The sequence below is a fragment of the Cobetia sp. 4B genome, from assembly GCF_018831605.1.
In the GTDB taxonomy this organism is placed as follows: domain Bacteria; phylum Pseudomonadota; class Gammaproteobacteria; order Pseudomonadales; family Halomonadaceae; genus Cobetia; species Cobetia amphilecti.
Genome location: NZ_CP059843.1, coordinates 2,927,102 through 2,940,847, shown reverse-complemented (window position 1 = coordinate 2,940,847; position 13,746 = coordinate 2,927,102). Strand labels below are relative to the sequence as shown.

Sequence of the window (13,746 nt, the reverse complement as noted above, 5' to 3'; positions counted from 1 at the left end):
TGACTGCCGCCGACATGAAAAAGCCCCTGCCGAATGGCAGGGGCTTTTTCATGTCACGAGCCTGGCGCAAGTCCCGTCAGGGCATCGCCTTCAAGACCATCGCGTATACGGTCATTGCGTACACGGTCATCGCTTTCAGGGGCATCGCTTTCAGGGTCATCGCGCGTCAGGCAATCATCCAGCCCAGGAAGGTCAGGCCGATGAAGGTCATCAATAGCCCGCCGATGATGGAGCCTCTCAACAGTGACGTGATGCCCTTGAAGAGCAGGTAAAGTCCCAGAATCAATCCCAGCAGGCTGAACAGCGAAGTGCTGAGCCCCAGCTCACCAGTGAGGCCATTGAAGAATCCCGATAGGGCATCATCGAAGTTGGCGAAGAAACCGCCCAGGCCTTCGACGATGAAGCGAATGGCGGCACCCAGTTGCGTGCCGATCCAGTTGAAGAAGTCTTCCATAACGCATGATGTCCAGACAGAAAAGAGGCCCCAGTGTGCCATGAAAGACGCGGATGCGCTGTCATCCGAGCTGATACTTGGCGGTGAATGCCTCGATCGCCATCGGCTTGTCCATCAGATAGCCCTGCAGGGCATCACAACCCATCTCCAGCAGCAGTTCGCGCTGCCTTGGGGTCTCGACGCCTTCCGCCACCACGCACATGCCCAGCTCACGCCCCAGCTGCACCATGAAGTTCACCATGCGGCGGTTCATCTCGTCGTTCTCGAGATCATTGACGAAGCTGCGGTCGACCTTGAGCTCATCGAAGGGCAGGTGCTTGATGTAGGTCAGGGAGGAGAAGCCGGTACCGAAATCATCCAGCGACAGGCGCAGGCCCAGCGAGCGCAGTTCGTGCATGCGTGCCACCGTGGCGGGCATGTCGGTGGCGAAGACGTTTTCGGTCAGCTCCAGCTGCAGATATTGCGGGTCAAGCGTGTGTTGGCTGAGCGTCTTGGCGACATTGCCGACGTAGTGAGGGGAGTCCAGCTGCTTGACGCTGACATTGACCGACAGGTAGATCCTGGCGAAGGCGGTGCCTTTCTGCCAGTCCTCCAGCAGCTTGCAGGCCTGCTCCAGCACCCAGTCGCCGAGGCTGTCGATCAGCTGGCTCTTCTCGGCCAGCGGTATGAACTCATAGGGCGAGATATTGCCGAGCTTGGCGTGTCGCCAGCGCAACAGGCACTCGGCGCCGACCAGCTTGAGTCCCCGATCGAATTGCGGCTGCAGTTCCACGTAGAGCTCTTCATTCTCGATGGCGCGGCGCAGGTCATTTTCCAGCTGCACGGCGCGCTCAAGCTCCACGCGCATGCTGGGATCAAAGCGGACGGTCTGATTGCGTCCGGCTTCCTTGGCGCGATACATCGCGATATCCGCGCGCCGGATGAGCTCCTCCGCACTCAGATGGCGATCATGGAACATGATGCTGCCCAGGCTCGCCGAGCTGTGATGTTGCAGCGGCTGCGACTGTGGGCCCAAGAGCGAATACGGCTGGTTGAGCGCCTGCTGCAGGCGCTCCATCAGCTCATCCAGTTCGCGACAGGCAGTCTGTGGATCATGGCTCAGGGGCTGAACCAGGATGACGAACTCGTCCCCGCCGAAGCGTGCTACCAGGTCGCTGTCACGCACCGTGGAGCTCAGGCGGTGGGCCACCTCGATCAACAGATGGTCGCCGGTGGTATGCCCCAGCAGGTCGTTGATCTTCTTGAAGTGATCCAGATCGATGAAGATGAGCGCGCCGTGGGTGTCACGGGCGTCGGTGATGATGATGGCCTGCTGCAGGCTGTCGATCAGCGTGGCTCGGTTGGCCAGCTTGGTCAGCGAGTCGAAGCGACTGTGCTGGTGCAGCAGGGCCTCTGATTCGACGATACGCGTGATATCGGTGATCGAGCCGATCATGCGTAGCGGATTGCCTTCGCTGTCACGCTCGATGACATCGCCCTTGTCGATCACCCAGACGACGTCGCCACCGCGGGTCAGCATGCGGTGGCGGTGGTAGTAGGCCGTCTTGCCCGCCATGCAGTCCTGGATGGCGATCATCGCCTCGGGCTTGTCCTCGGGGTGCAGCAGGCTTGCGAATTCTTCCAGGCTGTTGCTGAGCTCGCTCTCCGGGATGCCCAGAATCTGTGACCAGCGGCGATTGTGCGTCACGGAGCTGGTCAGGATGTTCCAGTCCCAGAAGCCTTCCAGCGAGGTGTCATAGATGTGGTCGATCTGGCGGGTCTTGCGCTCATGCTCACGGACTTCTGCCGTGATGTTGTGCGCCAGAACGGCGACCAGCGGCTGACCGTGAATGTCATGGAAGGGTTGCTTGATGGAGCGGAAGTGGTTGACCTCACCGGTGGTGCCGTCGGTGGCATCCTCGAAGACCGTCTCGCGCTCGAACCTGCTGAGCACCTGCTCCACGCTGCGCCGAAAGAAGTGGCTCTGCTCGGTATTGCCGGTGTAATGACTGTCATCACGTCCGACGATGTCCTCGCGCGAGGTGCCATAGAAGTCGGTCAGGGTGCGATTGGCGTAGCGAAACAGACCCTTGGCATCCTTGATGAACAGGATGTCGGGGTGGGTGTCGACCAGTGTGCGCAGCAGGTGGTTCTCGGCTTCCAGTGCCTCGAGACGTGACGACATCTCCAGCAGGCGCGAGTGCAGGCTGCTGTCATCAGGCTGGCGGAAATCGTTGGAGCCTTCTGGGCGCGGATAGGGGCGATCCCCGGCATCGGAAGGTGCGGTCATGGCAGGTTCCTGAGGCGACGGTCTGTGCTCTCAGTCTACGTGGCCGCTCGGTTGAATAGGTGGGGAGGCGGGGGTCATGCTCAATCAACGATCACGCATGCAGCCCACGCTGCAGGCCACGCAGGCAGTTCACGCAGGAACGGAGCTTTTGCCAGGCGCCTGGTGATCAAGCCCCAGTCATCAAGCTGTTGCTCACAAAGTCCCAGACATCAAATCCTTGAGGCTTGAGGCGTTACAGGTCGACCTTGTCCTTGTATTCGCAGAGGTCTTCGATGATGCAGCTGCCGCAGCGCGGCTTGCGTGCCACGCAGGTGTAGCGGCCATGCAGGATCAGCCAGTGGTGGGCGTCGACCAGAAACTCCTTGGGCACATGGCGCATCAGCTTGTGCTCGACTTCCAGCACGTTCTTGCCCGGGGCGATGCGCGTGCGGTTGGAGACGCGGAAGATGTGCGTGTCCACCGCCATGGTCGGCTGGCCGAAGGCGGTGTTGAGCACCACGTTGGCGGTCTTGCGGCCCACGCCCGGCAGCGCTTCCAGCGCCTCGCGGGTCTGCGGTACCTCACCACCATGCCGTTCGATCAGCATGCGGCAGGTCTTGATGACGTTCTCGGCCTTGGTGTTGAACAGGCCGATCGTCTTGATGTACTCCTTCAGGCCCTCGACACCCAGCGCGAGGATGCTCTCCGGCGTATTGGCGACCGGATACAGCTTCGCCGTGGCCTTGTTGACGCCCACATCCGTCGCCTGCGCCGACAGCAGCACCGCGATCAAAAGCTCGAAGGGCGTTGACCAGGCAAGCTCGGTGCGTGGCTCAGGATTCTCGTTGCGCAGGCGGGTGAAGATCTCGAGGCGTTTCTGGGCGTTCATGGTATCTCGGGTACGGCGGTAAGGGCTTGGGAGCAGACGTCGTCGACACAGGCTGTCAGCCAGCGGGCTGACAGCCTGTGTGAGAGGGGCTCAGGAGATGGTGCCGGTCACGCGTACACGACGCGATACCTTGGGCGCATCGGCGTTGGCCGCCTTGCGGCGCTGCTCGAGGCGCTCATCGATGGTCTTCTTGCCTGCGATGATCAGCCCCATGCAGAAGAAGGCGCCCGGCGGCAGCACCAGGAACAGGAAGGAGTAATCCGGGAAGATCGTCAGCTGCCAGTCGGCGGCCATCGGCCCGACGAGCAGTTCCATGCCGGCAAACAGCGTGCCCTGGCCGAACAGCTCACGCATGCCACCCAGCAGCACCAGCACGGCCATGAACCCCAGCCCCATCATCAGGCCATCGGTGGCGGCCGGCAGCACGGGATGCTTGGCGGCGAAGGCATCGGCACGCCCGAGAATCGCGCAGTTGGTGACGATCAGCGGAATGAAGATGCCGAGAATCTGATAGAGCTCATAGGTGTAGGCCTTCATCAGCAGCTCGGCACAGGTCACGAACGAGGCGATGATCATCACGAAGGCCGGCAGGCGCACTGCAGAAGGCACCAGATTGCGGATCAGCGACACCGCCACGTTGGAGCCGATCAACACCAGCAGCGTGGCAAGCCCCAGCCCGATGGCGTTGACGACGCTGGCGGTGACGGCCAGCAGCGGACACAGGCCCAGCAGCTGCACCAGCGCAGGGTTGTTGTCCCACAGGCCGTCGCGGCTGATCTTGCCAAGCGAGATATCACTCATGAGGTTCGTCTCCGCCGTGTTCAGAAGGCGCTGATGGCGTGAGCGTGCCATCAGCGGTGGGAGCTTGCATGTCTTGCTGGGCCCTGGCGGCGCGGCGGGTCGCGGTCAGCGTCTCGCTGTCGCCGGCCAGCAGCGCCGTGCGGTGCGCCATGAAGTAGATCAATGCCTGACGAACGGCACCCACCACGGCACGCGGGGTGATGGTTGCACCGGTGAACTGGTCGAAATCACCGCCATCCTTGTTCACCTTCCACTCCACCGAGCTGAGCGTCTGGTCATCGAATTCGTGAATCCAGTCGGACTTGCGCGCTTCGATCTTGTCGCCCAGCCCCGGGGTCTCGGCGTGCTTGACGGCGCGTACACCGGCCACGCTGCCATCGGCACGGATACCGACCAGCAGGCGGATGTCGCCACTGTAACCCTTGCCGGTCACCACCGGCAGCAGCACCGCGACGGTCTCGCCATTCTGGGTGGCGCGCCAGCCGGTATCGGCGCTCTCCAGACCCAGCACCTGGGAGGGCGGCAGGGCGAAGGCCGCGTCGAGCAGGTCATTGTCGTGCAGCGACGGCGGGATGATCTCGGCCAGCGCCGCGCTCTGGGCGGCACGTTCGTTGTCGGCGATGGTCTCGGCGGTGGTCATCTGGGTCACGGCGACGACGCCGGCGGTGACGACGGCGAAGACCGCCAGACCCAGCGCGGCCCGCGCGATGGTGTGCTTCAGGCCCTGCGCGGCCTGGGCTTGCTGTTCGGGCTGATCAGGCGTCAGGCTCATGCCTTGTCCTCCAGCTTGATGCCGCGACGGGCCTTCTTGTGACCATAGCTGCGTGGCTGGGTGTAGTAATCGATGAACGGCACGCTGAAGTTCATCAGCAGCACCGCGAAGGCGATGGCGTCAGGGTAGGCGCCGAAGGTACGAATCAGGTAGATCAGCACGCCGATGCCGACGCCGTAATAGAGCTTGCCCTTGTTGGAGGTCGCCGCCGTGACCGGGTCCGTGGCGATGAAGAAGGCGCCGAAGATCGCCGCACCGCACAGCAGGTGGAAGAGGGGGCTGGCGTGCTGCTCGCCATCCACGAAGGCGAAGATGGCGGAGATCACCGCCAGGCTGCCCAGCATCGCTACCGGGATATGCCAGGTGATCAGGCGACGCGCCAGCAGCACCAGGCCGCCGAGGCCCCAGGCGATGGCCGTCTGCTGCCAGGCCAGCAGGTTGGCGGCAGGCAGCAGGCTCGGGTCTGCCCAGAACTCGCTGCTGGAAAGCTCGCCCTTGTTGCGGAAGGCGTCCAGCGGCGTGGCGCCGGTCAGGGCGTCTGGCGTGGCGATCACGCCGAAGAACTGCTGCAGGCTGTCAGCGAAGCCGAGTGCGAAGCCATCCGGGGATGACCAGCGCGACATCTCGACCGGGAAGGAGATCAGCAGCAGCGCGTAGGCGACCATCGCCGGGTTGAACGGATTCTGGCCCAGACCACCGTAGAGCTGCTTGGCGACCACGATGGCCGCGATCACGCCGGTCAGTACCAGCCACCAGGGCGCCAGCGGCGGCAACGACACCGCCAGCAGCACGCAGGTCACCAGCGCCGAATTGTCCTTGAGGAAAAAGCTGACCGGACGGCCACGCAGCTTGAGCAGCAGCGCCTCGAGGGCGACACCTGCCAGACAGGCGAAGACGAGGTTGAACAGCACACCCCATCCATAGTGCCAGCACAGCACGGCGATACCCGGCAGCGTCGCGGCCAGCACCCAGGCCATCACGCGCGAGGTGGCGGTTGGCCCGTGGGCATGGGGGGAGCTTGCATGCATCAGGCTCATGAGACGGTCAGATCCTTGCGGTAAATGGGCAATGACACGAGGCGTGCTTCAGGATGAGTCGCCATTGGCGCGCTTGAGGGGCTCAGGTCACTCATTGGGCGTCCACCAGTGCCTGCACCTCGGCCAATGATTCGCGGGCGTGTTCCAGGTTGCGGCGCGTGCGGTCGACCTTGGTCGCCAGGCGCTGACGGTTTTCGTCATCCGTCTCGCTCAATGCCGCCTCTGCCTTGCGGTGGGCTGCCTCGGCCGCCTTGACCGCGATGCTGACCTGCTTGTGACGCTTGGCGAGGTTCTCGGCGCGTGATGCCTCGATCTCGGCCTGCGAGAGCGTCACGTTGCTGGCCATGCTGCCACGCCCGACAGAACCCGCGGCGGGCTTGGGCGCCTCGGGAATCAATTCGCCCGCACCCTTGGCGGCAGGCGTCGCGTCAGTGCTGCCAGCTTGCGCGCTGTTGAGGCGTACCTCGGCGGCGCGCAGGTTCTCCTGGGCCGTGGCCAGCAGGGTCTGCAGGTCCTCGATATCGCCTTCGCCACTTTCGCTGGCGCGGGCCAGGGCCTTTTCGGCCTTCTTGACCGCGATATTGGCCGCGGCGCGTGCTGTCTTGAGTGCCTTGATATCGGCGCTGGGTGCCGCAGCTGCCGGCGCAGCAGCGTTGGCAGAAGAGCCAGCCGAACCTGTATCAGTGGTTTGAGCAGAGCCAGCCGCAGCGCTTGCCACAGGGCCTTTATCAGCGCCTTGAGCAGCGCCAGCGGCGTCGGTCGCCGCCTTGAGATCGCCCTCAGCCTTGGCAAGGCGCGCCTTGGCATCCGTCACGCTGGCCTCGAGGGCAGGGATGTCACCCTCACCGCTGTCCTGGGCGGTCTTGAGGGCCTTCTCGGCCTTCTTGACCGCGATATTGGCCGCGGCACGCGCCGTCTTGAGTGCCTTGAGATTGTCTGCCGGGGCAGCCGCGCCTGTCGATGAAGTGCTGGTCGCCGCAGGGGCAGCTGACTCGCTGGCCTCGCTGGCGGCCTTGAGGTCGGCTTCGGCCTTGGCCAGTCGCGCCTTGGCATCCGTCACGCTGGTCTCGAGGGCGGAGATGTCGCCCTCTCCGCTGTCCTGGGCGGTCTTGAGGGCCTTCTCGGCCTTCTTGACGGCGATATTGGCCGCGGCACGCGCCGTCTTGAGCGCCTTGAGATCGGCGGCGGGAGTAGCCGCACCGGTTGTCGCAGTGCTGACTGTCGAAGTGCCGGCAGCCGCCGGGGCAGCTGACTCGCTTGCCTCGCTGGCGGCCTTGAGGGCGCTCTCGGCGCTGGCGAGCTTGGTCTTGGCCGCGGTCACGTTGGCCTCGAGCTTGGCGATATCGGTCTCGGCGCTCTCACCGCCATCCTGCGCTGCCTTGAGGGCCTTCTCGGCCTTCTTGAGAGCGATGTTGGCCGCGGCGCGCGCCGTCTTGAAGGCCTTGATGTCGGTGGCCGGTGCCGGCTGGGCAGCGGCGGCCGCTGTGGTGGCCGAGGCCGAAGTCGTGTCTGCGGCGGCGCTTGCATCGGCGCGGGCGGCAGCGGACTTCTGTGCCGCCTGAGCGCGTTGCTGGCGCTTGGCTTCCTTCTCGGCTTCCTCGCGTGCCATGCGCGCCTGCTTGAATTCGAAGCGGTGACGCGCGCGCTCGGACTTGCGCGCCTCGTGCTGGGCACTGCGAATCTCGCCCTTGGCGAAGCGGTAATACTGCACCAGCGGAATCTGGCTGGGGCAGACATAGGAGCAGGCGCCGCATTCGATGCAGTCCGCCAGATTGTAGAGCTCGGCCTTGTCGAACTCGCGTGCCTTGGAGAACCAGTAAAGCTGCTGCGGCAGCAGCTCGGCCGGACAGGCCTGCTCGCACATGCCGCAACGGATGCACGGCTGCTCGACCGCCGGTGCCGGCAGTGACTCGGGAGAGGAGGCCAGTAGGCAGTTGGTGGTCTTGATGATCGGCAGGGCGTCGCTCTCGAGCGTGAAGCCCATCATCGGGCCACCCATCACCAGGCGTGCGATGCCCGTCGGCGCAGGCGCCGCCAGACGCAGCAGGTCTGCAATGGAGGTGCCCAGGCGCGCCTCGACATTGTGCGGGTGCTGCAACGCCTCACCGGTCAGGGTGACGACGCGCGAGATCATCGGCTCGCCGAAGCACACCGCACGCTGCACGGCGCGCACGGTGCCCGGGTTGTGCACCACCACGCCGACATCGGCGGGCAGGCCACGGCTGGGCACTTCGCGGTCAGTCAGCAGCTTGATCAGCTGCTTCTCGCCACCGGAGGGATACTTGGTCGGTACCACCACGACTTCGAGGCGTGAATCCAGCGGCGGCAGGCGCTTGTCGGCGCGGCGGGCGCGAATCGCCTGTTCCAGCGCGATGACGGCCTCGGGCTTGTTGTCCTCGATGCCGATCAGGATGCACTCGGGGCCGATCAGGCTGGCGAGAATCTCGAGCCCTTCGATCAGCGCTTCCGGGTGCGTGCGCATGGTCAGGTCATCAGCGGTGATGTAAGGCTCACACTCCGCCGCGTTCAGAATCAGGGTGTCGATGGCGTGGCGCTCACGCACCCGCGCCTTCACCGCCGAGGGGAAGCCGGCACCGCCCTGGCCGACCACGCCGGCGTCCTGCAGGCGCTGGATCAGGTCCTGGGCTTCCTGCTGACGCCAGTCGCGCCAGGCTTCCAGGCGCGCCCATTCATCGATCTCGCCGTCGCGTTCGATCACGATGCACAGGTCTTCCAGGCCCGAGACATGGGGAATCTGACGCGGCTCGATGGCGGTGACCACGCCGGTGATGCTGGCATGCACCGGGGCGGAGATCATGCCCTGGGCGCGCGCGATCAGCTCGCCTGTCTTGACGCGCTGGCTGATCTCCACCAGCGGTTGGGCGGGCGCGCCGATATGCTGGCTGAGCGGCAGCACCACCTCACGGGGCAGCGGGGCGGCTACCAGCGGGGCGCGGTTGGAGAGCGCCTTGTGCTCCGGCGGATGGATACCGCCGTGGAAGTCGAACACGCGGGGCGCGCCCTGACCCTTCTGCGTGTGTTCCGCCTCCGCCGTGGCAGCGGAACGTGAGGAAGTCACCATGGATTTGAGTAACGACAGAACCATCAGGCGACATTCCTTGCAGATGTGGCAGTAGAATCGGCGGCATCGGTCACGATCAGATTGCCGCTGAAGCGGGCATTGTCGCGGGTCGGGCCCGCCGGTTGCGGCCAGTGCCAGCTGCGCACGTCAGTGGCGACCGGTACCATGTCGATGCAATCGACCGGGCAGGGCTCGACACACAGGTCGCAGCCGGTGCATTCGTCGGCGATCACGGTGTGCATGTGCTTGGCGGCACCGAGAATGGCATCGACAGGGCAGGCCTGGATGCACTTGGTGCAGCCGATGCACTCGTCCTCGCGAATCACCGCCACCTTGGGCGTGTTGTCGCTGTCGCCATCCAGCGGGGTGGCCTCGCGGCCTAGCAGGTCGGCCAGCGAGGCGATGGTGCTCTCGCCGCCCGGCGGGCACTTGTTGATCTCGTCGCCTTCGGCGATGGCCTGGGCGTAGGGCTTGCAGCCCGGATAACCGCACTGACCGCACTGGGTCTGCGGCAGCAGCTGGTCGATCTGCTCGACGATGGGGTCGCCCTCGACCTTGAAGGCCACGGCGGCGAAGCCGAGCAGACCGCCGAAGACGACGGCCATGGCCACCAGTGCGACGATGGCGGAGATCAGCGTATGGTCGTTGAAGAATTCGAGCATGTCAGATCTGCACCAGTCCGGAGAAGCCGAGGAAGGCCAGCGACATCAGGCTGGCGGTGATCATCGCGATGGCCGGGCCCTGGAAGGGGCGTGGCACATCGGCGACGGCCAGACGCTCGCGCATGGCGGCGAACAGTACCAGCACCAGCGAGAAGCCGACGGCCGCGCCGAAGCCGTAGAGCGTGGCTTCCATGAAGCTGGAATTGCGGTTCAGGGTCAGCAGCGCCACGCCGAGTACCGCACAGTTGGTGGTGATCAGCGGCAGGAAGATGCCCAGCACCTGATAGAGCAGCGGGCTGGTCTTCTTGACCACCATCTCGGTGAACTGCACCACCACGGCGATCACCATGATGAAGGCGATGGTGCGCAGGTACTCGAGCCCCAGCGGCGCGAGGATGAAGTGATAGGTCAGGTAGGCGCACATCGACGACAGCGTGAGCACGAAGGTGGTGGCCAGCGACATGCCCATCGCGGACTCCAGCTTGTTGGACACACCCATGAAGGGGCACAGGCCGAGGAACTGCACCAGTACGAAATTGTTGACCAGGATGGTGCTGATCAGGATAAGAAGGTATTCACTCATCAGGGGCGTCGCTCGGTCAGGGTGTTTCGAAGGCGCTTCCGTGCTCGCGGCATGCATGAACCGGCGCTCGCAGGCGATCAGGGCTGTTGCTGCCGCAAGCTGTCAGGAAGCTGCACGGCAGGGGATCGTCGAGCGCGGCGGTATTATACGCAAGATGCTGCTGGCCGACAGCCTGTAGCGTGGCAAGCGAGGCGTAGTGTTGCCAGCATGAGACGACCATTGTTTCGCGTTTTGCTTGGTTCTTGAAGTAATAAAGAAGAATTCCTTTATTACTTTTATTGATTATGGCGTGATCAGAGACTTTCACGTCATCCGGGGTGGCACAAGGAGCGGGATATGCGCAGGACAGGAACACGCGGCCGTCGGCCGTTATGGGTCATCATCCTGGTGGTGGCGATGGCGGGCATCTCGCAGCTGACGGGCAATGGCAACTTCTCGCTCTCCCAGCTGTGGAATGACTTCCAGTCGCCGCAGGCCGAGGCGACGCAGGGGGAAGGCGCTTCCTCGGCGGACGAGAGTCGACTCAGGCGTGCCATCAGTGCCCAGCAGAGTGATGTGCAGGTGCGGGGTGTAGGCGAGGTGACGCGTCTGCTCAGGGATGATCTCAAGGGCAGCCGTCATCAGAAGTTCCTGATCCGGGTCGCGGGCGGCACCACCATTCTGGTGGCGCACAACATCGATCTCGCGCCACGCATCGACAGTCTTCAGGTCGGTGATCGCATCGGCTTCTACGGGGAATATGAGTGGACCGACAAGGGCGGCGTGATCCACTGGACGCATCATGATCCCGGTGGCCGCCATGTGGATGGCTGGCTGGAGCATGCCGGTCGCCGCTACGAGTAGCCGTCCCGCCGACCGGATGTGACGCATGAACGACAACGCCCCGCCAGAGAGTCTCTGGCGGGGCGTTGTCCTGAAGAGGCTTCAGTGAGGCTGAATCAACACAGCATCAGTGCATCATCACTGTATCAAGTGACGCGCTGGCCCGGCTTGGCGCCGGTGTGCGGCTCCAGCAGGTAGATGCCTTCGTCGTCACCGGCAGCCAGCACCATGCCCTCTGACACGCCGAAGCGCATCTTGCGCGGCGCCAGGTTGGCGACCATCACCGTCAGACGACCTTCCAGCGCTTCCGGCGCGTAGGCGGACTTGATGCCGGAGAACACGGTGCGTGTCTCGCCACCGATATCCAGCGTCAGCTTGAGCAGCTTGGCCGCCTTCTCGACGTGCTCCGCCTTGACGATCTTCGCCACGCGCAGGTCGGTCTTCATGAAGGTATCAAAGTCGATCTCGTCGGCGATCGGGTCGGCGTCGAGCGGGCTCGGCGCGGCCGCGGCTTCGGCCTTGGCGGTGCCGTCCTTGATCTTCTGCTCCTCGACCAGCACTTCGCGCGAGGCTTCGAGCATCTTGTCGATGCGCTCCGGCTCGACGCGGGTCAGCAGCGGCTTGAACTTGTTGATCGCATGATCGGTCAGCACGCTTTCACGGCTGGCCCAGTCGAGGCTCTCGAGGTTCAGGAAGTCGCGTGCCTTGTCGGTCAGCTCCGGAATCACCGGCGCCAGATAGACCATCAGCTGACGGAACAGGTTGATGCCCACGGAGCAGACGTCGAGCACTTCCTGCTCGCGGCCGTCTTCCTTGGCCATCGCCCACGGCGCCTTGTCGGCGATGTAGGTGTTGGCTTCATCGGCCAGCTCCATCACCTTGCGCATGGCGCGCGCGAATTCACGGGCTTCGAAGTCCGCCGCGATGCCTTCGCCAGCGGCGATGAAGCGCTCGACCAGCTCCGGCTCGGCGCAGGTCGCGGACAGCTTGCCGTCGCCGAACTTCTTGACGAAACCGGCGCAGCGGCTGGCGATGTTGACCACCTTGCCGACCAGGTCGGAATTCACGCGGGCGGTGAAGTCGTCGAGGTTGAGGTCGAGGTCATCGACGCCGGAGGTCAGCTTGGCGGCGAAGTAGTAGCGCAGGTATTCCGGGTTGAGGAACTGCGCGTAGGTGTCGGCCTTGATGAAGGTGCCGCGCGACTTGGACATCTTGGCGCCATTGACGGTCACGAAACCGTGGCAGTTGACGCCGGTCGGGGTGCGCATGCCGGCACCTTCCAGCATCGCCGGCCAGAACAGGGCGTGGAAGTAGACGATGTCCTTGCCGATGAAGTGATAGACCTCGGCGTCGGAATCGGCCTTCCAGTAGCTGTCGAAGTCGATGCCCTGCTTCTCGCACAGGTTCTGGAAGCTGGCGAGGTAGCCGATCGGCGCGTCCAGCCACACGTAGAAGTACTTGCCCGGCGCGTCGGGAATCTCGAAGCCGAAGTAGGGCGCATCGCGGGAGATGTCCCACTCGGCCAGACCCGCCTCGAACCATTCCTGCAGCTTGTTGGAAATCTGGCTCTGCACGCGGCCGCTCTTGGTCCACTCCTGCAGGAACTCGGCGAAGTTCGGCAGCTTGAAGAAGTAGTGGGTGGACGTGCGCATTTCCGGCGTGGCGCCGGAGATGGCCGAGACCGGATCGATCAGCTCGGCCGGCGTATAGGCCGCGCCGCAGGCTTCACAGTTGTCGCCGTACTGGTCTTCGGTCTTGCACTTCGGGCAGGTGCCCTTGATGAAGCGGTCGGCGAGGAACAGGCCCTTGACCGGATCGAACATCTGCTCGATATCGCGTGTGGCGATATGACCGGCATCGCGCAGCGCCAGATAGATGCGCTCGCTGTGGGCGCGGTTCTCCGGCGAGTGGGTGGAGTGATAGTTGTCAAAGCCGACGCCGAACTTGGCGAAGTCGGCCTGGTGCTCGTCACTCACACGCTGGATCAGCTGCTCGGCGGTGACACCTTCCTGCTCGGCACGCAGCATGATGGCGGTGCCGTGGGCGTCATCGGCGCACACGTAATGGCATTCGTGGCCACGGCTTTTCTGGAAGCGTACCCAGATGTCGGTCTGGATGTACTCAAGCAGGTGACCCAGGTGGATCGACCCATTGGCATAGGGCAGGGCACTGGTAACCAGAATCTTGCGCGCTGACATGAGGCCTCGTCTTGACGGTAAAGGGCGCCTGCTGCGCAGTGCGCAGCCACTCGCCGGGATGACTCGTGATAAGGGGCGAACGCATCGCCCCGTCGGGATGGGCGCTACTATATCGCGAAGGTGCGGGCGGCGCGAAGGGCGCGTCGCGTCACCGGCAACGCTGGCGTGCGCAACTGCGAGGTTGCAACCCGTGCCGCT

Annotated in this window: 12 protein-coding genes; 1 reads left to right on the top strand and 11 read right to left on the bottom strand. The window is 64.2% G+C overall.

From position 1 onward, the window contains the following. Positions 1 to 166 precede the first annotated feature (166 nt). The 10 genes from H2O77_RS12090 to H2O77_RS12045 all read right to left on the bottom strand — a co-directional run bounded on the left by H2O77_RS12090 (position 167) and on the right by H2O77_RS12045 (position 10,835). Positions 167 to 454, bottom strand: coding sequence for a hypothetical protein (locus H2O77_RS12090; RefSeq protein WP_043334097.1), 288 nt, complete (start codon positions 452 to 454; stop codon positions 167 to 169). A 61-nt stretch (positions 455 to 515) separates the two neighbouring features. Continuing rightward, complete coding sequence (locus H2O77_RS12085) at positions 516 to 2,723, bottom strand: EAL domain-containing protein (protein ID WP_215823186.1); 2,208 nt, start codon at positions 2,721 to 2,723, stop codon at positions 516 to 518. Between the two features lie 232 nt (positions 2,724 to 2,955). Next, positions 2,956 to 3,591: an endonuclease III gene (nth, locus tag H2O77_RS12080; protein ID WP_043334098.1), complete on the bottom strand. Its 636-nt coding sequence runs from the start codon at positions 3,589 to 3,591 to the stop codon at positions 2,956 to 2,958. Between the two features lie 90 nt (positions 3,592 to 3,681). Beyond that, positions 3,682 to 4,392 (bottom strand): electron transport complex subunit E, encoded by a 711-nt coding sequence (locus H2O77_RS12075; RefSeq protein WP_043334099.1) that lies wholly within the window; start codon positions 4,390 to 4,392, stop codon positions 3,682 to 3,684. Further along, positions 4,385 to 5,164: an electron transport complex subunit RsxG gene (rsxG, locus tag H2O77_RS12070; RefSeq protein ID WP_215823185.1), complete on the bottom strand. Its 780-nt coding sequence runs from the start codon at positions 5,162 to 5,164 to the stop codon at positions 4,385 to 4,387. The genes H2O77_RS12075 and rsxG overlap by 8 nt, the downstream gene beginning before the upstream one ends. Then, entirely contained in the window at positions 5,161 to 6,201 is a 1,041-nt protein-coding gene (gene rsxD / locus H2O77_RS12065) for an electron transport complex subunit RsxD (RefSeq protein WP_153636224.1), read from the bottom strand. Before rsxD ends, rsxG begins: the two co-directional genes overlap by 4 nt. A gap of 91 nt (positions 6,202 to 6,292) precedes the next feature. Next, the gene (gene rsxC / locus H2O77_RS12060) at positions 6,293 to 9,307 is read right to left on the bottom strand and encodes an electron transport complex subunit RsxC (protein WP_215823184.1); all 3,015 of its coding nucleotides are present in this window, start codon (positions 9,305 to 9,307) and stop codon (positions 6,293 to 6,295) included. Beyond that, positions 9,307 to 9,945, bottom strand: coding sequence for an electron transport complex subunit RsxB (rsxB, locus tag H2O77_RS12055; RefSeq protein WP_043334101.1), 639 nt, complete (start codon positions 9,943 to 9,945; stop codon positions 9,307 to 9,309). Before rsxB ends, rsxC begins: the two co-directional genes overlap by 1 nt. A gap of 1 nt (position 9,946) precedes the next feature. Continuing rightward, positions 9,947 to 10,528: an electron transport complex subunit RsxA gene (gene rsxA / locus H2O77_RS12050; RefSeq protein ID WP_043334102.1), complete on the bottom strand. Its 582-nt coding sequence runs from the start codon at positions 10,526 to 10,528 to the stop codon at positions 9,947 to 9,949. 16 nt (positions 10,529 to 10,544) lie between these two features. Then, positions 10,545 to 10,835, bottom strand: a complete 291-nt coding sequence (locus H2O77_RS12045; protein WP_215823183.1) for a hypothetical protein — start codon at positions 10,833 to 10,835, stop codon at positions 10,545 to 10,547. Positions 10,836 to 10,864: 29 nt separating this feature from the next. On the opposite strand from H2O77_RS12045, the gene H2O77_RS12040 reads away from it, so the two are divergent. Then, complete coding sequence (locus H2O77_RS12040) at positions 10,865 to 11,371, top strand: DUF3465 domain-containing protein (protein ID WP_043334103.1); 507 nt, start codon at positions 10,865 to 10,867, stop codon at positions 11,369 to 11,371. A 125-nt stretch (positions 11,372 to 11,496) separates the two neighbouring features. Here the strand turns inward: H2O77_RS12040 and metG are convergent, their stop codons facing one another. Beyond that, a complete protein-coding gene (metG, locus tag H2O77_RS12035; RefSeq protein WP_043334104.1) occupies positions 11,497 to 13,548 on the bottom strand; it encodes a methionine--tRNA ligase in 2,052 nt (683 codons plus the stop codon). Between the last annotated feature and the right edge of the window lie 198 nt (positions 13,549 to 13,746).